The organism is Pseudoalteromonas sp. SR43-3 (genome assembly GCF_014163875.1).
Classification (GTDB): Bacteria; Pseudomonadota; Gammaproteobacteria; order Enterobacterales; family Alteromonadaceae; genus Pseudoalteromonas; species Pseudoalteromonas distincta.
The window spans coordinates 85,462-110,107 of sequence record NZ_JACJEC010000012.1 but is presented as its reverse complement, the minus strand read 5'-3'; the positions used below and the strand labels follow the sequence as shown (position 1 = coordinate 110,107).

General features: G+C 38.1%; 17 protein-coding genes. 8 read left to right on the top strand and 9 right to left on the bottom strand.

Annotation, left to right across the window (positions count from 1 at the left end):
* Nucleotides 1-138: 138 nt before the first annotated feature.
* The 4 genes from H5088_RS14075 to H5088_RS14060 form a co-directional block, all read right to left on the bottom strand.
* Nucleotides 139-2,370, bottom strand: coding sequence for an ATP-binding protein (locus tag H5088_RS14075; protein WP_182753363.1), 2,232 nt, complete (start codon nt 2,368-2,370; stop codon nt 139-141).
* The gene (locus H5088_RS14070; protein WP_182753361.1) at nt 2,357-3,166 is read right to left on the bottom strand and encodes a phosphate/phosphite/phosphonate ABC transporter substrate-binding protein; all 810 of its coding nucleotides are present in this window, start codon (nt 3,164-3,166) and stop codon (nt 2,357-2,359) included. Before H5088_RS14070 ends, H5088_RS14075 begins: the two co-directional genes overlap by 14 nt.
* Before the next feature lie 87 nt (nt 3,167-3,253).
* Nucleotides 3,254-3,919, bottom strand: coding sequence for an START domain-containing protein (locus tag H5088_RS14065; protein WP_154903669.1), 666 nt, complete (start codon nt 3,917-3,919; stop codon nt 3,254-3,256).
* Nucleotides 3,920-5,443 (bottom strand): CYTH and CHAD domain-containing protein, encoded by a 1,524-nt coding sequence (locus H5088_RS14060; RefSeq protein ID WP_024596277.1) that lies wholly within the window; start codon nt 5,441-5,443, stop codon nt 3,920-3,922.
* 307 nt (nt 5,444-5,750) lie between these two features.
* Between H5088_RS14060 and H5088_RS14055 the strand changes: the two genes are divergently transcribed.
* Complete coding sequence (locus H5088_RS14055; RefSeq protein ID WP_002958928.1) at nt 5,751-6,356, top strand: TIGR04211 family SH3 domain-containing protein; 606 nt, start codon at nt 5,751-5,753, stop codon at nt 6,354-6,356.
* 32 nt (nt 6,357-6,388) lie between these two features.
* On the opposite strand, the gene H5088_RS14050 is transcribed toward H5088_RS14055, so the two are convergent.
* From H5088_RS14050 to H5088_RS14030, 5 genes are all read right to left on the bottom strand, one after another.
* Entirely contained in the window at nt 6,389-7,450 is a 1,062-nt protein-coding gene (locus tag H5088_RS14050; RefSeq protein WP_182753359.1) for a DUF21 domain-containing protein, read from the bottom strand.
* Between the two features lie 55 nt (nt 7,451-7,505).
* A complete protein-coding gene (locus H5088_RS14045) occupies nt 7,506-8,858 on the bottom strand; it encodes a magnesium transporter (protein ID WP_165724231.1) in 1,353 nt (450 codons plus the stop codon).
* A 314-nt stretch (nt 8,859-9,172) separates the two neighbouring features.
* Nucleotides 9,173-9,922 carry a serine/threonine protein kinase gene (locus tag H5088_RS14040; protein ID WP_182695064.1) on the bottom strand — a complete coding sequence of 250 codons (750 nt, stop codon included), beginning with the start codon at nt 9,920-9,922 and terminating at the stop codon, nt 9,173-9,175.
* A 133-nt stretch (nt 9,923-10,055) separates the two neighbouring features.
* Nucleotides 10,056-10,571 carry a MarR family winged helix-turn-helix transcriptional regulator gene (locus tag H5088_RS14035; protein WP_259398116.1) on the bottom strand — a complete coding sequence of 172 codons (516 nt, stop codon included), beginning with the start codon at nt 10,569-10,571 and terminating at the stop codon, nt 10,056-10,058.
* Between the two features lie 106 nt (nt 10,572-10,677).
* Complete coding sequence (locus tag H5088_RS14030; RefSeq protein ID WP_182753351.1) at nt 10,678-12,345, bottom strand: methyl-accepting chemotaxis protein; 1,668 nt, start codon at nt 12,343-12,345, stop codon at nt 10,678-10,680.
* 485 nt (nt 12,346-12,830) lie between these two features.
* Here H5088_RS14030 and H5088_RS14025 point away from each other — a divergent pair, with 485 nt between their 5' ends.
* From H5088_RS14025 to pelG, 7 genes are read left to right on the top strand one after another with little or no spacing between them, the layout of a single operon-like run.
* Nucleotides 12,831-15,539, top strand: a complete 2,709-nt coding sequence (locus tag H5088_RS14025) for an endo alpha-1,4 polygalactosaminidase (protein ID WP_182753348.1) — start codon at nt 12,831-12,833, stop codon at nt 15,537-15,539.
* Nucleotides 15,539-18,826 carry a tetratricopeptide repeat protein gene (locus H5088_RS14020; RefSeq protein WP_182753346.1) on the top strand — a complete coding sequence of 1,096 codons (3,288 nt, stop codon included), beginning with the start codon at nt 15,539-15,541 and terminating at the stop codon, nt 18,824-18,826. The genes H5088_RS14025 and H5088_RS14020 overlap by 1 nt, the downstream gene beginning before the upstream one ends.
* Before the next feature lie 14 nt (nt 18,827-18,840).
* Complete coding sequence (locus tag H5088_RS14015) at nt 18,841-19,356, top strand: hypothetical protein (protein ID WP_024597301.1); 516 nt, start codon at nt 18,841-18,843, stop codon at nt 19,354-19,356.
* The gene (locus H5088_RS14010; protein ID WP_182695069.1) at nt 19,353-20,651 is read left to right on the top strand and encodes a PelD GGDEF domain-containing protein; all 1,299 of its coding nucleotides are present in this window, start codon (nt 19,353-19,355) and stop codon (nt 20,649-20,651) included. Before H5088_RS14015 ends, H5088_RS14010 begins: the two co-directional genes overlap by 4 nt.
* Nucleotides 20,648-21,631 (top strand): protein PelE, encoded by a 984-nt coding sequence (locus H5088_RS14005; RefSeq protein WP_182753344.1) that lies wholly within the window; start codon nt 20,648-20,650, stop codon nt 21,629-21,631. The genes H5088_RS14010 and H5088_RS14005 overlap by 4 nt, the downstream gene beginning before the upstream one ends.
* Complete coding sequence (gene pelF / locus H5088_RS14000; protein ID WP_182753342.1) at nt 21,624-23,141, top strand: GT4 family glycosyltransferase PelF; 1,518 nt, start codon at nt 21,624-21,626, stop codon at nt 23,139-23,141. Before H5088_RS14005 ends, pelF begins: the two co-directional genes overlap by 8 nt.
* Entirely contained in the window at nt 23,129-24,493 is a 1,365-nt protein-coding gene (gene pelG, locus H5088_RS13995) for an exopolysaccharide Pel transporter PelG (protein WP_024597305.1), read from the top strand. The genes pelF and pelG overlap by 13 nt, the downstream gene beginning before the upstream one ends.
* Nucleotides 24,494-24,646: the final 153 nt, after the last annotated feature.

Genomic DNA, 24,646 nt, shown 5'->3' with positions numbered 1-24,646 from the left:
GAGTATGTTCGTTAATCATAATGTGCCCTCAAACAAGATTTGAAGATCTGATCATGACATTGAGATTTAGTTCAAAAAAATCCCCGCTAATTTCTTAGCAGGGATTTGTGTATAAGAGACAGCTTTAAGAGCCATTTTTTATGTGCGTTTTTCATATCGTAAACAATAGCTTTTAAGTTGTGTGACTACATCGTTAAAGCACTCTTCCAGCTGCTGTATATAATCACCTTTAACTATTTCACTCTCTGCCTGTGTTTCTATCTGTTGGCATATATTTGCCAACTCAATAGCCCCCACAGACTTTGAAGACGACTTTAATGCATGCGCCTGAAAAGCTAAATCAACATAGTTTTTACTTTTAGCATACGCGTTAGCTAATTTAATTTGCTCCCCTGCTGTTTGTAAAAACGCATTAAATACCATGCAATGTACGCTAGGATCATCACCAAGCATTGCTTTTAGTAGCGTAATATCTAATTGATCAAAACTATCTGAAGCTATATTTTCACCATCTGATTTTTCTGAACGTGTATTGACCATAGTTTGAGAATGCTCCATCAATAACGACTTTAATTTAACAAGCTCAATAGGCTTTGTTAAAAAGCCATTCATTCCACAAGTATAACAATTATCTATGTTGTTTTTGGTAATGTTGGCCGTAATTGCAATTATAATCAGTTCATCAAAATGAGTGTTTTCGCGTATTTTTTTGGCTAACCCTAACCCATCGAGTAAGGGCATTTGAATGTCGGTTAGTAAAATATCAAAGCGTTTATTTTGTATGGCCTCCCAAGCTTGCTCACCGTTACTTACAAAAGTAGAGCACACTCCAAGCATGGTTAATTGCTGTTTTAACACTTGCTGATTTGTAACTTGATCTTCTGCCACTAAAACCTCAAGCGTAGGAAGCGTTACCGCATTTAAGCTTTGCTGTGTTATTTGAGGGGCTTGCACTTGTGCTGGCAAGTCAGTTTGATCAAAACTGTTAAAGTTTAGCGTAAAACAAGAACCTTTGTGCTGCTCGCTTTGTGCGCTCAAAGACCCTTGCATACGCTCTACCAGCTGCTTAGTTATCACTAAACCAATACCGGTTCCATTTACTTTACTGGTTTCAGCGCCTAAGCGGTCAAAAGGTTTAAATAGGCGAGAAATGTCATCTGGAGAAAATCCACATCCGGTATCTATTACATCTATTTCGCATTGTTTATTACTTAACACCCGACAATTAATATTAATACTGCCATTTAGTTTGTTGTATTTAATCGCATTTGAAAGCAAGTTAAGCATCACTTGTTTAAAGCGGCGCTGATCAATATAAATACTCAACCCTTCTAAGGACTCAAAACCGTGAGTTTGCAGTGTTATTGATTGCCCTTTAATAAGCTCAGTGACAAGCTCTACTGACTCTTCTAATATGCTTTTAATAGGCACATAAGAAAAACTAAACTGCATATTACCCGACTCAATAGCTGTTAAATCAAGCACATCGTCTATGAGTAATAGTAAATGTTCTCCAGCTTGATAAATGCTTTTCGCGTTTTCTTTTTGTACTTTATTTGCACTCTCATCATATCCATACAGCTGGGCTAAGCCTAAAATTGCATTTAATGGAGTTCTTAATTCGTGGCTCATACTGGCCATAAAATCTGACTTTGCTTTACTTGCAGACTCAGCTTGAATTCGTAATGCATTTAATTTTTGATGGTTATTCGCAACCTCATCAACCATATTATTAAATGCATTTATTACACTGCCCACTTCATTTTGTTGTTGTTTATCTATATGGCAATCAAAGTCGCCTTTGGCTAAACGTGAAAACCCAAGTTTTAGCGTCCTCAACGGCGATGTAACCCTGTAATCCACCAGCCAAGCCAAACCTATAAAAACGATAACTAAAATAATAAATTGTATATATATTAAGGTGTAATGAAGTTTTGAAGATTCGTTAATTTCATTAGTAAAATTAACAACCAAGCTAATATTAGCCAGCGGTTTGTCTAAAAATACCACCTGTTGAGATAACAGCATGTCGCCGTTTTCATTTGCTCCAACCCAATTCTCAAGCGGATACAATTGATTTTTTGAATCAACATCAACAATTTTAATACTTTTCCAATTAGGGCGAGTTTGAAGTTGACTGTCTATCTCTTCATATAGCTCTGCATACTGCCTAGTTAACAACGGAGTCGTTATAGAAGTCGATAACTGCGCTAAAGAACGCTGAGCAGCCTTTGAAAGCCCATCGTTTACCCAACGCGCTTGTTCAGGTAATGCGTAAAACATAAAAAGACATGCCATAAGCAAGCCACAAAGCAATACAACAATAAAGCTTTGCGCCCTTAAACTACGAAACCCTCTAATTTTCAACATAAAATGAGCGCAAGCCCCACTGAGTTAACTGCTGATACTCTGCTAAAATTGCAATACTAGGTTTAATAATTGGGATACCTGCAAGTAAATGTTTATGCTCTGCGCTTTGCCCTATATCTAAAATAGCTTGTTGCACTTTTAACTGTATTGCAGCATCAACCCTTGGGTGGACGACAATTGGGTGGCGACTAATTTCACGCGTTTTATAAAGAATTTTGAGTTTGTTTTGTAAGCTTTCTGGTTGCTGTTTAAATGTGCCCATTACACCACCGCCCGCCATTGTTGAGTGCAGTGCTACATTTAAATATACCGATGGATGAGTTTGGACATATACAGGCTTTATTGTTAGCCCGTATAACAATGCTAAATCAGCTCTCATTAATAATGACGCACCTAATGCGTTAGGTGCAGGGAATGCTATTTCAGCGCCCTCTAGTTGGCTTAAATTATCAATACCACTGTCTTTATTTACGAGCAAAATACCTTGCAGCTTTCGCCCTGCATCTTTTATTAGTGGTAAATACCCCTGTTTTTCGTATGCTACAACACTATGCCATGGGTTCATGTATGCAAAGTCGTACTCGCCATTAGCAAAGGCTTTTTCAAATACAGGAATAGACTCAACTGTAATTAGCTTTATTGTTACCCCTGTTTGCTTACTTACTTGTTTTAACAAAGGTTGCCAAATAGTATTTAGCTTTTGCGGCTCGTATTGCGGCACTACACCAAAGGTATATTCTTGAGCTAATAAGAATGAGCTGTGTATCAAACATAATATAGCCACTAAATACTTCATCAATTCTCCAAATAATAGCGTGTCATTATTGCTTAAGCGTAGTTAAAGACTACTCAACACACCATTAAATTATTATATATTCGATATTTAGCATTGACCTGCTTTGATTACAGGTAGTTTTGGAGTGTATTTTTTATCTGTGAGCATATGATGCAAGTTCATAAATGTGATGTAAGTACTTTTCAATCCGACCTTATTGCTTAGCCAGGTAGGTATTGCCCCATCAGGCAAAGCATATACTTGGTACTCAATATCAAGGCGGCCTTTGTCCTCACTCAGCAGCCAGCGTGCATTTAAAGTAGTAATTCTTATAACGCCATTGTTTTTGGGCTGCTTATTAGGGCGAGCCTTAATAAGCAATTGGCTTTTATTTGCAGTCAACTGTGAATAACAAGAATAAGTAATGCTATCTCTATCTCTAACAGGCCAAGGAGAATTAAAATAACTGTACACTAAATTTTCTGATGGGCTTATGTGCTTAATAACCTTTACCTGAGATATATTTTCGAGCCATTGGGGTGCGGCATCGGTATCACTAAGTAATTCTAAAAACTCATTGGTGGATACGCCTTTCACGCTCATCTGCGCTTTTACTTCAAAGGTATTATCACTGTGGCTTTGATAATACACACTTACGCCATTTTTGTTTTTATACAAATGCCATATGGGCTCAGCGTAAGTGTTAAAACTAACTAATAAAAAAATAACGAATAAACACTTTTGCAACTGAATTTTATTACAAAAGCGCATCATTTATTTTTGCCAGTAAGGTTCTATGTCAAGTGAAGCAAGGCGACTTTGCTCCATGGCACTGACCAAATATTCAGACTTTTGTTCAAGCCATGACTGGATTTTAGCAAGCTGTTCGTCCTCTTGCCCTGCACATAATTGCTTTAAATACTCAAGCGTACTTAATTCATAAATACCATGAGAAATATCAAGCCAAGGCAATCTAAACTCTAGGCGTTCTTCTTTATCAAATAACGATCCTAAACAGTTACCGCTCAGTAGGCTATTTTCAAGCTGAGTTCGCAGGTTTAAATACGAAGCGACATCGAGTGTTTGCTCCTTTGGAAGCAACTCGTGCAGGTTTTTCCAGTCTTTATTGAAAAGCCTATTGGCAATAGACGACACATTTTGCTCAGCCGCTTGAAGCTCTGCTTGCCCCCAGTCTTTACGCCATTGCTTATCGATTAACCAGGTAGTTAACGATAGTAATAAACGATTATAACGTGCGCTGTGAAACAGTGCATTTATATCGTCAATGCTTGGCTGTAACTCTTTTAAGTCTCCAATGACTTGAGCAAGTGCTGGCGCCGCATTAATTTTTTTATAAAAAGCATGGCGTTTAGACGTGTACGTTTTTAATTGGATCGCGTTTTCTACCCACGCTAATTCACTTAATAACCATTTAAGTTCGGTACGTAAGTGCTCTGTACTTTCTTTAGATACTATATCGTCGTATAGCCAAAAAGTATGGCGGATTAAACTGATGCCGTCAGTTACGCGTTTAAGTGTTTTTAAACTTGGCTTATCGAAATAGCATTGCTCGTGCTTTTGTACAAAGCGAATGCCAAAGTTCATGGCTTCAACTAAAGCACGCTCTTGAGTAGTCGACTTTGGTAATTGTACAAAACCAATAGATTTGCTTGGCATTAAAGGTTTTTCATCAGCAAGTCGATAACCACGCGCGGCCTTAGAATACAAACCTAAGCGTATGCAGTTTTGGCTAACTAGTATATCTGCAAATGCAAACAGCTCATTACGACTGCCCTCAACTAGCTCAATTTCTAGCTCGCTAATAATTTCAATTTTACCCGAAGCCGCAATTTCACCTTTATCGAGTACGACTTCAATTTTAGCGCCACTTTCGGTTTCAATTAACCAAGTACGACGAATGAAGTTAGTACTAAATATTGGATACAAGTTTTTTGAGATGGCGCTTATTTGCATGCCATGAGGCCAAATATCAGCATCAAACGCCATTAAATTAGGGCGGCTTGATTCAATTGGTAAATTGTACTCTGGACGTTGGTGTAAACCACCTACCACTTCACCTGCAAGCTTTATAGTTTGCTCGCATTCGCTGTCAGAACAACGCGTTCGAAAGCCTATATCAAGCGCTCTAAGCTCTCTGCTTGGCGTATCGTAGTATGCATTTTGTAAGCTGCGAGACGGTTTATTCTTCACCGTTTTTGCAAATTGAGTAATTAACGAGGGGATCAGTGGAATAACGGCATCTGATACCAAAAATTTCAGTTCTATCTCAGTATCCATTCGGTTTGCGGATTACCTTTAAAATAAATAAGTGCTCAAAATAAACAAAGCGCCTTAACAATGCAAATTTTTTAACCTTATTTTAGGGCTTGATGACCTTTGCGGATTAAAATTCGTTCTATCTAGGAGCAATTTAATCACAGCGTGAGGCTTGTAACCTAGTGGACTCGATAACTACTCCTGCGTTACCGTACTGGGTTACAATATCAGTCTTGCTATTGATCTATTTAATCCATACTATCTAACTACTTATGTGAAATAAAAATCACGTTCATAACGGACGCAGTTAGATCAACAAGGTAGATAAATGCTAAAACATTGTTTATTAGGGCTACTTTTAACAGCCACCACATTCATGAGTTATGCACAAGAAGCACAACCTGCAAATTCAACGAATGCAAACACCGCTTATATTATCGATAATCTATACACTTTTATGCGCTCTGGGGCGAGTAAAAATTATCGACTACTCGGCTCTGTAGATGCTGGAACAAAGTTAACCTTGTTATCAAATGAAGAAAACGGCTTTATAAAAATTAAAGATGATAAAGACCGCGAAGGCTGGATAGAAACTAAGTTTATTACTAAAACAGCGGGCTTACACCAACAGTACAAAACACTAAGTAGCGAAATGAGCACTATGCAAGAAAAGCTACGCCAAGCTCAAATAGAACTTCCACAGCTACAAGAACAAAACCAAACTTTAACAGATCAAAATCTGCAGTTATCTGCTCAAATTACTAAGCTTAAAACAACGCTAGAGCAAGAGCGCACTCAAAAAGAAGCTGCTAGCTCAAAAGAGAAACGCCAGCTACTTACTTACGGTGGTGCTATTGCGTTTTTAGGCCTGTTTTTAGGTATTATATTAACGATAGTGCTGTCACGTCGTAAGCGCTACGAAGGTTGGGCGTAAAGCTCCATCCAACTAAATACAAAAAAGCCGCTTTACAGCGGCTTTTTATTCTCTGTACTTTCATGCAGTTCGAGTTTTGGTGCACTCATACCTTTGAGCAACCGACCAAATATATCAGCGCCGGTAATAATGCGTTTCACATCGCTCCACACTAATACCACATCGTGATCAATGGCCCCATCAAACGATTTATCTAAAGAATGATTAGCCCGTATTTTTAAAATCACTTCACTCAAACGCATCGCTTCATCAGCAACAATTATAGGTCTGTGACAATAGTGATAAGGGTCAAACGTATCTGGCTCAAATAACGCTGATCTTAAAAAGCCGTCAGCATCTACAACTAATAAAGGCCAACCGTCTTCATTGGTAATGATCACCCAGTTATAACCTGACTTATGTAGTTTGCGTAAAAACTCATTATCAGTTGTTAATGTAAGGTCTGGGAAAATAGGCAAATCAAGCTTAGTAGGCAAAGCAATAATCGAGTCTGGATCAATTACCTCACCCTCTTTGGTTACGCTTATTTCATCTAAGCTAAAAAAGTTAAGCGCGCCTATTCCCTCAACGTGTTGAACATCAGCTTCTTCAGCCTCTATGTGTTTGCGAATAATACCCCTGAGCTCACTTTCAGCAAAGTACGTAATCCCCTCTTTACCTAACCATGCATCGAGAATTAAAGCAGTTGGCTTAGCAACTATATAAAACAGAAACTGATAAAACTTAATTAACGGCGAAAGTAGGCTCGCCATTTTTAACGCATTACGCGAAAAATAAGCCTGTGGTGTTATTTCACCAATAATAGTAATTGCGATAGTTGAGAATAAAAACGAACTTGCGCCCATTAATACCGAATCAGAAAGTAGTGTAAGTAGTACGTTAATACCTACGTTACCCCACAAAATAGTCGATAATAAAAAGTTAGAGTCGTTTCGAAGGGCCATGACTTTTATGGCCGCCTCGTTCCCTTTTGCACTTTCCATTTCAAGCTGAAGCCTACTTAGTGAAAAAAACGCTAAGTTTAAGCCCGAAAATATTGCCGATTGTGAAATACACAAAGCAATTGCACACCAAATCATGACTTCAAAGGTCATTGTATTTTCCTGTTAGTAATACCAATTCACTTAATTAAGCGAATTGGTATAAGGCTTATAAAAGCAATAAACTGCCTAAACCTAAAAAGGTAACAAACCCAACAATATCGGTAACGGTAGTTAAAATTACCGAACCAGATAACGCAGGATCAATTTTCATTTTGTCTAAAATAGACGGAATAACAACACCTGCTAGTGACGCGGCCACTAAATTCAATAATATGGCTACCGTAATCGTAATACTAAGCATTAAGTCGTTAAACCATAAAAAGGTAAGTAGGCCGATTACAAACGCCCATACCAAGCCATTTACAGCGCCAACACGCAGCTCTTTTTTAAGCAACGCATTACGGTTTGAATCTGTAACCTGTCCAAGCGCTAAACCTCGCACAATAACGGTTAATGTTTGACTACCTGCAATTCCCCCCATAGAAGCGACCACTGGCATTAATACCGCTAGTGCTACAACTTGTTCTATCGTTGCGCCAAATAAACCGATAAACCACGACGCTAAAAAGGCAGTAGCTAAATTAATACCTAACCATATGCCACGGTTTTTAGCACTTTTTCGCACACTTGCGAACAGGTCTTCGTCTTCACGTAAACCACCGGCTTTAGCGGCTGCTTCATCAGCAATTTCTTGTCGTAATTCATAAGCAGAGGCAATGGTTAATCGCCCAAGTAATTTGTTATCAACATTAACCACTGGCAGTGCCATTTTTTCACTGTGGATCACCACTTCTGCCGCTTCATATAAATCATCATCAGCATGGAGCGATGAAAAGTCATGATTTGCCAATGTCATTAAGTTATCGGTGTCGCTGGCTTTTATTAAATCATTTACCGCAACTTCACCTATTAAACTACCCTTGCGGCTTACTAAATAAATAACTTCACTGTATTGCGGTAAACCTTTGTGTAGCAATTTTTTAGCACCACCGGCTGTTAGCTTCTCCGATACTTTTAAAAAGTCAAAACCTAACCAGTGACCTAATTGCTCTGGCGGGTATTGCTGCGCTAAATCATATTGTTTGGTTTGCGCTTCATCGAGTTGCTTTTTTGCATACTCAACAAATCGCTCTGGTATAACTTCTTCAAGTTCCAGTAGCTCTTCTACATTAACTTCATCAAGAAGTTTAAAAGCCTCAGTGTCTTCTAGCGTTTGCAGCAACCACAAACAACTATCTTCACTTAAATTAACAAAAATTTCGTGTTGTGTGTCTTCATCAAGCAACTGCCAAATTTCAAGTCGTTGTTCTTTTGGTATCGCCTCAAAAAGTAATGACAGGTGCTCTGTTGAAAGCGTTAACTGCGCATCTGCTAATAATTTATTTTTGCGTTCTGTTGTATCGCATTGCAATAAATCATTTATGAGCTGTGGAAGTTGGTCTACCGGATACTCAATCATCTTAAAACCTTAAAATTTAAAAGCGCACATTATTTATAGTCTACTTGAACAATAAAAAATTGCAGAAAAAACGTGAACTTATTAAGCATGCGCAAGCTATTTTTGCGCATTGTATGGGCAAACTAAATGCAGTACTAATATTTATTTTAAAAAATTAAAAAAACAGTAAAAGGAATTATTTTTGAGGGATTAAACAACAAGTAAGCAAACTAAAGGGATTACTTATAATAAAAAAAATCCCATATTAGCTAGGCTAATATGGGCAAAATCACACAATGAATTAGGTGTTTTTAAATTACGGTTTATGCTTTAAATTAAAGTCTATCAGTAATATTTCGTACTAAGTCAGAATCTACAAATTGAGTAATAAGTGCAGCGCCCCACGCATAGCCACGCTGTATTGGGTAACCTTTAAAAATCCAGCGTTTACGCACGTGATTAAAGCGCTCTAAATAGTCTTGCTTTTTTTGTGGCAGAGGCTGCTCACCCAATTTATTCCATGCTTTATATACGCCTGACATGTCAGATCCTCGCATAAAGCGTTGCAACCAACGTGGAAAACGAGAAAAGCTAATAGTGGACTGAAAATCAATAAAGTAAGGTTTACCGTCTGCGCCGCATAAAATATTACCCATATTACGCAAGTCTAAATGCACGATGCCTTTGCGATGCATTTTTGCTACTTGACGCTCAAGCTCACTAAAAAAGTTAACAGGTAGTGTTTTGTCTTCATGAATTAAAGCGCGCAGTGGCGTGCCTTCAATATAGTTATAAGCAACCGCTATCGGCGACAATCTACAAAAGCGGTTAGCAACTGCGTTAAGCTCTGCTAAACGGCTCAACCCCTTGTACTCTTGATTTACCGACATTCGTGCAAATGTTTTGCGGATAAACCACGGGCTTTGGCTAAAATCTTTAACAATTAAATCAAATTCATTATCTTTATATCGATACACAATCGCGTTAGCAAAACGTCCCTTATGGACAACACTTAAGTGATGTTGCATAAAAGTATGTTCTGGATATTGCTGCTGTAATTGTACTAACAAATTATTTTCAATCATAACAAACCTAACAAGATGATAACTTTAATTGCCTAGGCAACTATATTATCAAAGTTAGATTCTGCGCACAATCAGATCAACTAATTAGCACGCTAACTTTCTATTGAAACAGTATCGCTATTTTATTGATAATCTACTTTTGGGGGGAGTTTGGCAGTGAATCAAGATTATTTATAGCTTTGAATAGTAAGTCGATTATTTGGTTTTTTTCTGGCTCTGAAAAACCACTTAATGCTTGCGCATAGACTTCGTTCACTACAGGCATAATTTCAGGACAAAGAGCTTTACCTTTTTCACTTAAACACAAAATAGTTGAGCGCTTATCAAGCTCACATTGCGTTTTAATAATGAGTCCTTTTTCTTCAAGTCGGTTTAGTAAACGGCTCATAGCGCCACGATCATAAACCATATATTCGCAAAGTCCTGCAAGCGTATTAACCGACTCTCTCGCAAGTAGTACAACCACAATATATTGCGCAGAAGTTAAGTCCATAGGAAGTAACTTGGCATCAACATGAATGGCTAATCTCGAACGTAAAAAAGAGACTAAACGCCCCAAATCTTGCTCTGCCGCTAACTCTTCTCGAGTACAACGTTTAATTGATGGCATGTTTTGCATGGTTATTTCACTGTATAGGTATATTTGCATGCTGATAGACCTTAACGCATGCAAAAAATTCAATAATTTTTATAAAAAATCGCCCACAAAAATAAAGCCGCTATTAGCTGCTTTTAGTGTAGGGCTTTGAGCTTTGTTAAATCTTAAACTGGCCAACTAAGTGTCCTAAGCTTTCACCACGCCCAGCTAAATGCTGACCTACCGAAGAGGTAGTTTTACTTGAAATAGTTAGCTCATTAACTATTTCTTGAATAGCAAATACATTACGGTTTATTTCTTCTGTAACGCTACTTTGCTCCAGCGCCGCTGTCGCAATTTGCGTACTCATGTCATTAATTGATCTAACTGAGCTTGTTACCGCGCCTAAACTTTCTGAAATAGCACGAGAGGATTCAACAGAGCGATTACAACTACTTTGGCTTGCTTGCATTGCTGCAACTGCATCTGATACTAAGTTATGTAGCTCACTCAACATTTCACTAATCTCTAATGTGCTAACTTGAGTACGACTTGCTAGGCTTCTTACTTCATCGGCTACAACTGCAAACCCTCTGCCTTGCTCACCTGCTCGCGCAGCTTCTATTGCAGCATTAAGTGCAAGTAAGTTTGTTTGCTCAGCAATTCCACCTATTACACTTAGTACGCTATTAATCTTTTTAGATTGATCACTGAGTGAATCAACCTGTTCAGCAGCTTGGTTAATTTCGCCCATTAAGTTTGAAACCTCACTGAGTGAAATATCAACACACTCTTGAGCTTTAGCAACTTCTTGCGTTGCCGCTTGAGTTGACTCTGCCACTTGGTTTGTATTTTGAGCCACCTCATGAGAAGTAGCCGACATTTCGGTAATAGCCGTCGCAACAAGATCTGTTTCATGATTGTGATTAAGTAACTTATCTTCAATTAATCGTGTTTGTGTATTTATGTCACCAGAAGCTGTTTTTACATCGTGTGTTACATCAACGACATTAGCAATAATGCCATGTAGCTTACTTACAAACATATTAAATGCTTCGCCAAGTTGACCTATTTCATCGTTAGTATCAATGTCTAGACGCTTAGTTAAATCGCCCTCACCTTTTGCAATATCGTCAAGGCTTTGCGCCATGCGTTGTATTGGTTTTACCATTGTGTTTGCGGCAACTAACGCACATATAATTGTTAAAACAACCCAAAACAAAGCAATTAATAATAAGGTCATTACCTTATCATTCATATGCTCTTGCATTGTTGTTTGGTATTTAAGTAGCTCTGCGTCTATATCATCCATATATGCGCCAGTACCAATCATCCAGTTTGTGCCTGGTATCATTGCTGCATAGCCCATCTTTTCAACTAAGCCTGTGGTATTTGGTTTTTGAAAATGATAGTTAAAAGCGCCGCCGCCTTTTCTAGCTTGATCTAATAAGCCCACTATTATTTTTTTACCGTTAGGGTCAGTCATCCCTATTTTGTTTTGCCCTTCAATAGCATCACCTAGTAATGCATGAAAAACACTAATGCCATTGGTGTCGTATATAAAAAAGTAACCACCTTGGCCAAATGTTAAGTCTCTTAAAGCGTTTTTAGCATCTTGCTCAGAGCCATTTGCTAATTGATAGCGAACAATTTTGCTAGCAATTTCAATTTCGGTACTTAGTAACGTTTGCTTGTCACTTATTAACTTAGTTTGAAATGCTTCAAAATTTTGTTGCTGATTTTTATTCTCTAAATAATAAGAACTCAGCATTAAGCTGATCAAAAGTAGCATTAGCGGTAAAATAGCTAGTAACAGCAATTTGTTTTTCAAGCTTAAATTACTCATTTTTTCTCCGGGGTGTATAAATGCATATATAACGACAATTGCCAAAGTTAAATTACGACTGTTTACTATGTTTTATTGGGTTTAAAACATAGTAAATAAAAAATTTGGTGGGAGTATACTCATACCATGCTCTGCGTGCTGATATTATAGTCACAAGGGAGGTATTTGAACACTAAAAACACTGCGACCTTTGTATTAATCAATATATTATTTACCACCCTTTTTGTTATATTCAAAATTCTAACGACTGTATTGATCTAAAATTAATTTGATAGCGTATTGAGCCGCTCGATTGCTTCGTATGTAATAAGTTAACTCATTAGTCATGTTAGTATTGGTTTTAGGTTCATATAAATAATGAATATATGGATATTAAACTTCCATTAACATATAATAGTCCTATATTCCTAATACCAAACAACTAGAACAAAATTGGAACACATCACTTTGAGCCACAGTTATAATCTAATAAAAATGAATTATTAATGAAGTATATTTTATACCTTGCACTTTTAGTGTCGACTCACGCATTCGCAACGCCTGTAAATAATAGTATCGCTTTTTACTACTCAGCGCCGATGCCATTAGCCGAAATGACCTTTTATTCTCGCGTTGTAGTTCAGCCTGACCTTGTGACTGAGCACGAACTCAATTGGTTTAAACAGCGTGACATAGCTGTTTATGCTTATTTAAGTGTTGGTGAGTCGTTTATTGAAAGTGAGTCTTCACTCGCAGTAAACCCTAACTGGAATAGTCACATTGCCGATTTAACATCTACGCATTGGCAACAACATGTGCAAAATAACGCAGCTACTTTAAAAGCTCGAGGCTTCAGTGGCTTGTTTTTAGATACCCTAGACAGCTATCAGCTTTTAGATGGCAAGCACAGTAAATCAGACCAACAAAATGGCTTAGTCGCAATTATAAAAAGTCTGTCTGGCACGTTTAATAAACACCTTATCCTCAACCGAGGCTTTGAGTTACTACCTAGACTTACCGGTTTAGCCAGTGATTTAGTGGCTGAAGGTTTATATAGCCATTACAACCCAATCAATAATAGCTACAAATTAACCACCGAGAACGATCAAGCTTGGCTAAGTACACAATTAAAAACGGCACAAAAGCTTGGTTTTAAAGTACAAGTTATTGATTATGCACAGCCTGACAACCGTCTTGCTATGGCGCAAAAAATAAAACAGGCAGGTTTTATTCCCTGGGTAACTGATGGGCACTTACAAACATGGGGTACATCAACTATATCACCAGTACCAAGACGCATCCTCATTCCGTACAACAGTAACGTACAGCCACTCATTTACACTACCGTACATTTAAAGCTTGCGACCCTGATTGAGTATTTGGGGTATATACCTGATTACATAGATATGGCAAAACGCGACTTACCTTTGGTTGACCCTAGCTTACATGCCGGTATTATTTCGTGGACCTCAAGCGATGCATTTTACACCCCAACACTTACCAATTGGCTTGAAGCTAATTTAGGTGTTGTGCCAGAACTTATTTTAGGCGAGTTACCACAGTCAACTAAATTACTATTTAACATGGGTATTGAGTCGTTAAACACACTACCTGAAGGTCCATATAAACAAGATAGCTTTGCACCTTGGCTCAAAGGAGAATCCACAACACCTCCCCCTATCGTTAAACCATATTTACTAAAATTAGCAACTAATGCGACTCCTTTAATTACAATAAAATCAGCTGATAACACAATAATTGTACAAGCGGCTAAAACTAAATATGGTGCAGTCGTGGTTGCTCCTTGGCTAATTGATACATTTCCGATGGAAGGCAGCAAATGGGTTATTGATCCGCGTACATTGCTTACTCAAGCAATGGGGTTACCACCTATATTAGTGCCAGATACAACCACCGAAAGCGGCAGGCGAATGCTTACTTTGCATATCGATGGAGATGGATTTACAAGTATTGCCCACTACGCAGGTAAGCCTTATTCAGCAGAAGTAATTCGAGATGAAATAATTAAACACTACAAACTACCGTTAACGTCATCAGTGATCCAAGCTGATATTGAAGAAGGCGGTATTCATTCTAAACAAAGTGCCAAACTCGAAGGCATTGCGCGTAGTATTTTTAACCTGCCTTACGTAGAAGTTGCTTCACACACTTATAGTCATCCCTATTTTTGGACAGCACTATCTGGGCGAAAAAAAATAGATGAAGACGACACAGATTACGGTTTTCATCTAGACGTGCCTGGCTACAACACAATTAGCCTTAAAAAAGAAATTACCGACTCGATAAAGTACATTAATGACAAGCTCGCACCTAAAAATAAAAAAACAGTAATGATGCTATGGTCAGGCGATGCAACTCCTGGTCCTAAAGCGCTTGAACTGGCTCGTGATGCTGGCGTGTTAAATGTCAATGGCGGTAATACTGATGTAAATGCTGATAACCCAAGCCTTTCTCACATCTCCCCTATCGGTCGCCCTGAAAGAGATTTGCTGTATCAAATTTACGCCCCCATATTAAATGAAAATGTTTACACAAACTTATGGCATGGCCCTTATTACGGCTTTAGACGCTTAACCGAAACATTCGAAATAACAGAAAAGCCATATAGGTTAAAACCTTACACTATTTATTATCACTTTTATTCAGGTGAAGTTCTTGCGGGACTAGACGCTCTTAAACACAACATAGATTATGTTTTAGCAAGGCCAAATACACCGGTGCATTTAAGCCACTATGCAAAAGTAGCAAAAGATTTTTACTTTTCTGCACTTGCAAAAAACAGTAATAATGAATGGTTATTTAGCTCAAAGTACATTCGCACTCTGCGCATACCTACCGATTTTGATGTGCCAAACATAGCTCAAAGTGAAGGTGTATCTGGTGTAACTGAAAAAGGTGACTACATACATATTATAAATAACATAGCTCGCCTTAGCTTTGATCATAGCCAAAATAGTAAAAAACCTTATTTAGCATCTGCAAATGTTGTTATTAATAACTGGCAAGTTAACGGACCGGTTAGTTTTAAAGCATGGGTGCCCGCTTCACTTGATTTAATTAATGCACGTTCTTGCGAATTTGTATCTAATTTGGGTGAGCGCTTCAAAGGTATTAATCGGGGTAAATTAACACATTTCAAAATACCTACAGGTGACTTTTATGGTTACCTTAACTGCAACGGATCTGCTCTATAATGAATACTAAAAAGCGCCCTCAGTTAATTTCTATAAAAACAATATTAGCGATACTAGCTGTAAGTTGTTTTGCACTTTATGCGTTATTTCCCCATACCTTATTTTTTGAAGATGATGCACTTTCACAAGATTATACCTTTGAGAAATCTTACCTTAATGCAGCGCTCAATACAGAGCCCGACAACGAAAAGCTTCGCGCTAAATTGGTTGAGCTACATATAGGGCTTAGTGAGTATTCACAAGCCACTAACGAGCTTGAAAAGCTACCTAGAGGTGAGCGCAAAGCAACACTTGAAATAAAGCTGCTCTACTCATTATGGCTAGCAAGTGGTGCTAAAATTGACGACCGCTTTGAAGAGCTATCTTTAAAAATAGGAGCTCATAAAAATTGGAACGAACAAATACTGACAATTGCAAAAGCCGTTGGGTTAAACGCAAAAGTTGCTCAGTATTATCAAAAAAATAAACAGCCACTCCTTGCAGCCGATTACTGGTTAAGCGCAGGGGAACCTGACAAAGCATTCGCTATTTATAAAACAAATATAAATGCTGACATTGCAGCTAAAGCGATTGAAACTGCGCTTGGCGCAAATAATCCGATTCAAGCTTATGCATGGTGGAGCATCTACGGTGACAAAGCCGATGTTAAACGCACCCTTTATTTAGCAAACTTGGCTGGCAACACAGAAGATGCAGCTCAAGCTATTGAAAGCTTATTAAAGACCGATCCAAATAACAGCGAGTACTTAACACAAGCAATGCACCTGCGTTTAGCAAATGGAAATGCAAAAGGGGCTGAGCAATTACTTGCAAAGCTATTACTACAAAGCTCAGATGACAAAGAGCTACATTTATTAAATTGGAAGATAAAGCGCTGGCAAAACAAGCCTAAAGAAGCACTTCGAGAGTTTAAATGGCTAATGTCTAACAAAGCCGTAACCCCTGCGATGCTTACCGATAGTATTAACGATGCCACCACTCTATATTTATACCAAGATGCTAATGATATATACGAATATAAAGCCCAAAATAGAAATCTAAAAGGAAATGGCTTTGCTAATTGGATGCAAGCTAACGAATTTATTGGTAACACAAAGCAAGAGTTAAATAATATTGAACGCTTTGAGCAAATAAATGGTAAAAGTGCATTATCACAATATTGGAAAGCAAAAGTACTTCACGATACTGGTAATTTAAAAGCATTAAGAGCTTTGTGGCCTACATATAAAGGGCCTAAAAATGAAGAAGATTTACTTTGGATTGCCCGCGCATTTTGGCTAGAAGATGACTTTTCTACAGCTCTGCAAGTACTAAAAAACAAACATGAAAGTTCTGACGATGAGTTTTGGAGTGCCAATGTAGACATGGCAATGCGAGTCCAAGACAAAGCTCATGAGCTATATGCATTAGAGCAGTTACAACAAATAAGCCCTTTAAGCGTAGGCGACATGCTGCACTACCAACAATTGCGCTTTGAAGGTAGGCCTCAGGAGCTTCTTGATTATTTATGGAAAAGTGAGTCGCAAACTGACCGTCAATTGATTCAAATTGCATTATTAAGCACACAAGTAAATGATGCTAAATCAGTTGCACGTATTCATGCTGAACTTGATAAACAACGATATAATAAAGCTCTCTATCCTGCTTGGTTAATTCTTTCTAATTGGTATCAAAACCAAAGTGATTTAAATTCAGCTTATACAACTTTAAACCGCGCTGCTAAATTAAGCGAATATGACTCTGATGTTGTGCTTGCACAAGGTTGGTTAGCGCTGCAAATGCATGACACTGTAATGATTGGCCGCATTTTAACGCGCTATTCTCAAAGCGACACTTCCTATGCGTGGACGCAGCTCTTAGCAAGCTTATCTATTCACGAAAAGTCATATAACAGTGCTTACTTTTATTTGCGTAAATTAGCCATTGCAGATCCAAGCGATTTAACAACACTGGTTAACTTAGCCGATGTAATGAAGCAACTTGGTTATTATGCAAATGCTGCTGAACTTAATCACTATTTACTGCAACACTTACCTAAAGATAAATATGCATACAGAGGCTTAATGTTCCGCTGGGCGGGCGCGATGGCTGTTCCTCATTTAATGCAATTAAACACAATGGAAGAACTTGCCCCCGACACTATTGGTGAGCCCCAAACAAACTGGTGGTTAGCGCGCAGAGCTGCACAAAAATTAGAGCCATGGCAAAAACTACAACTTTATATGACCAACGGCGAATTTAATAAAGCGAAACAACTATTAGCAGAAGGCTCACTAAGCAAATTAGATGAACTAAACGCCCTACTCTATCTAAAGCAGCCATACGCAACAATGCAGCGTTGGTATGAAGAACTGACTGGTGAGCTTGACGAATCACAATTGAGCTTACTTAGAAATGCACGTGCATCCTACTTTAGGGCGCTTGAAATTAACCTATCGCCAGAGGCTGGTTTAAACAGTAGCCAGTACGATGTAAACGTTTATTTTCCATATGCTAATGGGCAATGGAAATTAAGTTTAAGTAATCAGCAAAATCTTGATAACAACGGATTACTGTTTGCGATAGAAGATAAAATGACATTTGGTCGTTGGTATTTTGATGCAAAAATAGATTCTCACCAAGGCAGCTTAGTTAGCCGCCAAGGTCTTAGCTTAGACTCTCGTTATCAATGGGATTCGCGTACACAGATAGGTTTAAAGCTTGAATATAATGTTGAAAACCGCCAATCAGAAGCGCTACTTAGTTATGCTCAACTAGATAAAGCCACGGCCTATGTTAACTACAACATTGATGGTAGACAAAACGTACAACTATCAGCAGCAGCGATGTCTTTTTCTCGAAGAGACGATGGCAGCTCACTCATTAATGGCCAAGAATATAATGCACGTTACCAGTACAGCATTTTAAAAGATCGCCCAATTTGGAACGCTTATTTTAGTGCACAATGGCAAGACTTTGAACGTGTTAATGCATTAATAAATACAGATGCAAGCAGAAGACCGCTAAGAGTTGACCTTCAACCATTTAGACGTTTTGCACTAGGGACTTCATTTGCTTCAACTGGCTCATTAGAACCTCCTTATTTAGGCGCAAGCCCTTCGTGGTTATTTGATATAAGTACTGGCTATCAGACACTTAACGATACAGTAGATGTATCAGTTTCAAGTGGCGCAGGTTGGTCTGTACTGGGCGATGATTTATTTAAATTACAGCTGGGTTACCAAAGTAGTAATAAAGTGGGTAACTCAGATACACAATTACAATTAGGTTATTACGTACATTTTTAATGTTAGGAGAGAGTATGTTTCGTTTAATTATACCGTGTTTGGTATTACTATTATCAGCATGTACCACCAGCAGAGTTGCTGATGATATAGAGCTTAGCCCTTCAAAAACAGTGGCACTAATGCCGCTTGTTAATCATGCTCAAACACCGCTTGCCGGTGAGCGTGCTGAAGATATTTTAGCCAGTATTTGGCAACAAAATAAATTACCAACTCTTATACGTGCACCTCGCGTAAACACCAAAGAGCTTCCACCGCTGGATGATCAATACCGTTTAGACAATGCTATGCAATGGTTAAGCACTCAACAAGCTGACTATGTACTAACAGGCAGCATTGAAGAGTGGCGCTACAAAGCAGGGCTTGATGGCGAACCTGTTGTTGCACTTACATTATCACTCACCGTAAATGGACAAACCACACCAGTTTGGACGGGTACTATTGCTAAAAGTGGCTGGGGCCGCGATAGCATTGCAGCAACAGCACAAGATGTGATTGCCGATTTAATTTCTTATATAGAGGTTAGTGAGTGAAAACACATTTCCTTAGACCAAGAGACGTTCCTGAGCTACAAATATGGGCTGAGGTATTTATATTTACCGCGCTTGCTTTAGGGCTGCCTGTATTATTTAACGCACAGGACCCATTTTGGACTGAGGGAGGGTTTTCGTGGCCTGTACTTGGCCCACTTTTAGTTTCTTTACGCTATGGCTTTTCAAAAGGCTTTATTAGTATTTTATGTTTGCTTGTTGGCCAACTTTTTTTACTTCAAGCAAATATTTTATCACCGCAAAGCGACTTCAATATTAACGCTATGATTGGCTACATTATTGTAATTATGATCACAGGCGAATTTAGGGATGTGTGGGAGCGTACTAATCAACAGCAAAGTATTCAGCTTGAGTACGTAACAGATCGTCTTGAAACATTTACTCGTCAGTATCATTTAATTAATTCATCTCACGATAGAATTGAGCAAATGCTAGCTGGCCATACGTTAAGTTTACGTGAATCGCTACAAGCAGTAAGAACCTCTATCGGACTATTAAAAGAAAGAAGACTTGATAGCGCAGCGCAAAAAATAATCGACTTGTTTGTTGAGTACGGTTCGCTAGAAAGAGCGGGGTTATATAAAGTTGAAAACGACAGTGTTTTAGAGCCACCACTTGCCTCTATAGGTAAAATGAGTCAAATAGCTAAAAACGATCCTCTTATATTAGCGATGATCGAAGAAAAAGAATTAGTATCGGTAAAAGACGAAAAAGCATCATCGGGTATAAGTAAATACCATATAGCAATCCCACTTATCGATGTAAACAATACTATTTACGGCGCTATTTTGGTTGAAAGAATACAATTTTTTGCACTTAAAAATACCACTCTTACACTACTTGCAGTTATGGCTGGGCATATTGGCGATCTACTGCGCCATGAAATAACAAACCCAGTAATGACTTATGAAGAGTATCCATACTTTATTCGCCAAGTTAAACGTGCGAATAAAGAAGCAAAACGATACAACATTCCATCGCAGCTACTAAAAATAAAAGCTAATAATATTACTGATAAATCCACTCAACTTATGAGTTATTTAAGTGAAGCACGCCGTGGTTTAGACATTTATTTGTACGATAATCAAAATCAGGTATTACTGCTATTAATGCCATTAGCTGATGAGCTTGAAAAAGCAGGGTTTATCGCCCGAATGAACACTTGGTGTAAAGAGCGCACTGGTAGCACTTTAGCTGAGCTTGATATTGTTATTGAGCAGCAACTTGCACTACCTATAAGCTCAGATGACATAAAGAGATTGGTTTCACTTTCATGATTATAATTATTGTAGCGGCTATATTAGGGTGTATTTGTCAGTACTTTGCACTAATAGAAGTACTGGAAACACCTGATTGGTTTTTAGCTATATTATTGCATGCTATCGCTAGCATCTTTTTTGCTATTGTTAGTTATGTTTTTATACCTAAAAAATACAAAACGACTCCTTATAGCTCTTTGCTACTCATGTTTTTATTATTGCTTACATTACCAGTACTTGGAATTATAGGTGTTGTAGTAGCACTTACATTTGCTCTTTGTAAACCTCTCAAGAATGACGAGATAGAAATAGAGGAGCATAAAATACCTGAGCTTCCTTTTGAAGCCAGAGCAATATCAGCAAATCCAACCTATTCAATTGGCGGACTTAAAGCAATTTTGAAGCACGCTAATGAGCCAAACAAGCGTTTAAGTGCTGTAATGGCGGCTCGTCACATGAGTGACTCACAAGCTATTCCTATTTTAAAGCTAGCACTTAAAGATTTAGAAGATGATATTCGACTACTCGCCTACTCAACCCTTGATGGTAAAGAAACCAAACTTAACGAAAAAATCAGTTTGTATCAGCAAGAAATAGCAGTTACAACTAAGCAGCCAAAATTGAGTCATTTACAAAAACAGCTAGCCGAACTTTATTGGGAACTGAGCTATTTAGGCTTAGCCCAAGGCGCACTGCGTAAATACGTTTTAGAAAAAGCAGAAGCACTTGCATTGCAAAGTATTGAGCACGTAAAAACACCCGCAACTTTTATATTTTTAGGGCGTATATCTTTAGCCTTAGACAAATACGAAATAGCCCATGAGTATCTACTTAAAGCAACTGAGTTTGGTATGGCAAGGCGCCATGTATTGCCTTATAAAGCCGAAGTTGCCTTTTGTATGAACAAGTTTGACGACTGTAAACGCTACTTAAAAGAACTCCCAGAACAACCTAAGGGCAGTGAATTACGTCATTTGCAGGAGTATTGGCATGAGTAATAAAAATGCAGACATTTTACTGCTTTTAGAAGGCACTTACCCTTATGTACGTGGTGGCGTATCTAGCTGGGTTCATCAAATAATTGAAGGGTTACCTCATTATAACTTTGAGCTTGTTTTTATAGGTGGAGCACCAGAGCATTATGGCGAGATTCAATATACTTTGCCTGAAAACGTTACCAAGCTGCATGTTCATTATTTAGTGGAAAATGACACATCTGAAATAAAAGCTAAGCATGGCGTTAAATATAAAAAAGAGCTCTTTGATTTTTGGCAACAACTACAAAATTATTTTAGGGATTGTGATGAGCCCATCCCAACTGAGTTATTAAAGTTTGCATTTGAGACTTTGGCTAAAAAAGACGGTATTAACGAAGCCGACTTTTTATATAGTGAATCATCGTGGCAAGTACTCACCAATTACTATTCAACTTTTTGTGATGAATCCTCTTTTATTGACTTTTTTTGGTCATACCGCAATTTATATAAACCGCTATTTAAAATAGCCGAAATTGCACGCGGACTTCCTAAAGTTAAACTTATTCACTCAATATCTACCGGGTATGCTGGTATTTTAGGATCTGGTGCCAGTGTAATAAGCGATACTCCCTTTTTGTTGACCGAGCATGGTATTTACACCAAAGAGAGAAAAATAGATCTTATTCAAGCCAGTTGGATCAAAGAGTCTGAGCAAAGCCTAGGTAAAAACTTAAATACCGAAATGGGCTTTATTCGCCGTATGTGGATCAGCTTTTTTGAGCAAATCGGCCGAACAACATACCAAGAAGCAGATAAGGTCATTTCGCTATACGGCGGTAACAGGCAGCGCCAAATAAAGGATGGTGCAGCGCCTGAAAAAGCATTTGTTGTGCCTAATGGCATTAAAACAGTGCGCTTTATTGAAGCGCTTGATCAGCGTCCAAAACAGATACCACCGGTTGTTGGGTTAATTGGACGTGTAGTGCCTATAAAAGATATTAAAACCTTTATACGTGCGATTAAAGAAGCGCAATCGATATTACCAGAGGTCGAAGGCTGGATCATCGGCCCTTTCGAAGAAGACCCACAATACTACAAAGAGTGTGAGCTACTGGTAGGCAGCCTTGATTTACAAAGCAGTGTTAAGTTTTTAGGTATGCAAGATATTACTAAAATTTTGCCTCAGCTCGGAATTGTAGCTTTAACCTCGATTTCCGAAGCGCAGCCTTTAGTACTTTTAGAAGCAATGGCGGCCGGTGTGCCTGTACTTGCTAGTGATGTTGGCTCGTGCCGCGAAATAATCGAAGGCGGAACTGATGAAGATAAAGCATTAGGTAAAGCCGGTGAAGTTGTCTCAATTGCTTCACCTAGCGAAACAGCACAACAAATATCAAACATGCTAACAAATGAGCAAGTTTGGCTTGAGTATCAAAAAAGTGGTTTAGACCGCGTACAAAAATTTTATGACGAGAGCCACATGTTTGCCCGTTACGATAAACTTTATAAGGATACAATGGCATGGCCGGAATAGGTTTTGAGATACGAAAAATTCTCAAAAAAAATACCCTGCTCTCAGTTTTTGAAGCATACGGCTACGCGGGCTTAATAGGCTCAGGCCCTTGGCTGCTCTCTATTGTAGCGTTAATGCTAATTGGTATTTTAAGTTTAGGCGTTGTATTACCCAAAGTACTTATTATTCAGTTTTTAACGCTTGTTACCTACATGATGGCAGCTTCACTTATTTTAACGGGTGGCTTGCAGTTATTATTAACTCGATTTATTGCAGATTTGTTTTTTCAAAAAGAAGAGGCAAAAGTACTGCCTAATTTACTTGGTGCGCAACTTATAACAACAATAGCCGCATTATTGGTGGGCTTGGCTGTATGGCCTATGCTCCCTATACCCGTTGTTACTAAGATTATAATTTTAGGTGCCTTTGTAAGCTTATGTAATCAGTGGCTTGGCGCTATTTTTCTATCGGGTATGAAAGAATACCGGTTGATTTTGATTACCATGCTAAGTGGTTATGCCTTTATGGTACTGCTTGCATATTTATTAAGAGACTGGCAGTTAGACGGCTTGTTTTTTGCGTTTTTTGCAGGCGAAGCTCTACTCTTTTTTAGCTTTTTGTTTATGATTATTCGCCGCTACCCAGGTGAAAAACTTATAAGCTTTGACTTTTTAAGCAATAAAAAAGTGTATTACAGCCTATTCTTTTGTGGTCTGTTTTATAACATTGGTGTGTGGGCTGATAAGATCATCTTTTGGTATTCACCAAGCACATCAATACAAATTATTGGCACGTTAAGAGCCAGCCCAATTTACGACTTACCTATATTTTTAGCCTATTTGTCTATTATTCCCGGTATGGCAGTATTTTTAGTAAAAATGGAAACCGACTTTGTAGAAGAATACGACCGTTTTTACACAGCTATTCGAGAGGGTTCATCGTTAGAAGAGATTTACTATTTAAAAGATAATATGATCCAAACTGCACGTGCCGGTTTATACGATATATTTAAAATTCAAGGTATTACCGTTGCCTGCTTATTATTATGGGGCGAGCAAATACTTACCTTTATTGGTATTGATCCAAACTATAAAACGCTTTTATTTATTGATGTAGTTGGTGTGGGTGTACAAGTTATATTTTTGTCTATTTTAAATATTTTGTTTTATTTAGATAAACGCTCAACCGTCCTATTTTTAGCGGGGCTATTTTTGGTAATAAACGTTGTTTTAACTTTGCTATCAATCGCTTTTGGGCCGCAATTTTATGGTTACGGCTTTGCTCTCTCAACTATTGTTACCTCTGTTGTTGGGTTATTTTGGCTTTCTAAACAATTTGAAGATTTAGAATACGAAACGTTTATGCTGCAATAGCATAATATAAAGGCTGCTTATGCAGCCTTTATATTTAAAGCTTTTCGTACAAAATTAAAATAATTAATTATTGGGAAGCGGCTGATACACACCATGTTTATAGCTCATATAAGCGCCTTAGTTTAAAGTAAAAAAGAATAGCTCAGTAAATGG

Bases quoted from the DNA above. Each gene is read 5' to 3' on its own strand.
- H5088_RS14075 (WP_182753363.1), bottom strand. From the start codon at position 2,370: ATGTTGAAAATTAGAGGGTTTCGTAGTTTAAGGGCGCAAAGCTTTATT.
- H5088_RS14070 (WP_182753361.1), bottom strand. From the start codon at position 3,166: ATGAAGTATTTAGTGGCTATATTATGTTTGATACACAGCTCATTCTTA.
- H5088_RS14065 (WP_154903669.1), bottom strand. From the start codon at position 3,919: ATGATGCGCTTTTGTAATAAAATTCAGTTGCAAAAGTGTTTATTCGTT.
- H5088_RS14060 (WP_024596277.1), bottom strand. From the start codon at position 5,443: ATGGATACTGAGATAGAACTGAAATTTTTGGTATCAGATGCCGTTATT.
- H5088_RS14055 (WP_002958928.1), top strand. From the start codon at position 5,751: ATGCTAAAACATTGTTTATTAGGGCTACTTTTAACAGCCACCACATTC.
- H5088_RS14050 (WP_182753359.1), bottom strand. From the start codon at position 7,450: ATGACCTTTGAAGTCATGATTTGGTGTGCAATTGCTTTGTGTATTTCA.
- H5088_RS14045 (WP_165724231.1), bottom strand. From the start codon at position 8,858: ATGATTGAGTATCCGGTAGACCAACTTCCACAGCTCATAAATGATTTA.
- H5088_RS14040 (WP_182695064.1), bottom strand. From the start codon at position 9,922: ATGATTGAAAATAATTTGTTAGTACAATTACAGCAGCAATATCCAGAA.
- H5088_RS14035 (WP_259398116.1), bottom strand. From the start codon at position 10,571: ATGCAAATATACCTATACAGTGAAATAACCATGCAAAACATGCCATCA.
- H5088_RS14030 (WP_182753351.1), bottom strand. From the start codon at position 12,345: ATGAGTAATTTAAGCTTGAAAAACAAATTGCTGTTACTAGCTATTTTA.
- H5088_RS14025 (WP_182753348.1), top strand. From the start codon at position 12,831: ATGAAGTATATTTTATACCTTGCACTTTTAGTGTCGACTCACGCATTC.
- H5088_RS14020 (WP_182753346.1), top strand. From the start codon at position 15,539: ATGAATACTAAAAAGCGCCCTCAGTTAATTTCTATAAAAACAATATTA.
- H5088_RS14015 (WP_024597301.1), top strand. From the start codon at position 18,841: ATGTTTCGTTTAATTATACCGTGTTTGGTATTACTATTATCAGCATGT.
- H5088_RS14005 (WP_182753344.1), top strand. From the start codon at position 20,648: ATGATTATAATTATTGTAGCGGCTATATTAGGGTGTATTTGTCAGTAC.
- pelF (WP_182753342.1), top strand. From the start codon at position 21,624: ATGAGTAATAAAAATGCAGACATTTTACTGCTTTTAGAAGGCACTTAC.
- pelG (WP_024597305.1), top strand. From the start codon at position 23,129: ATGGCCGGAATAGGTTTTGAGATACGAAAAATTCTCAAAAAAAATACC.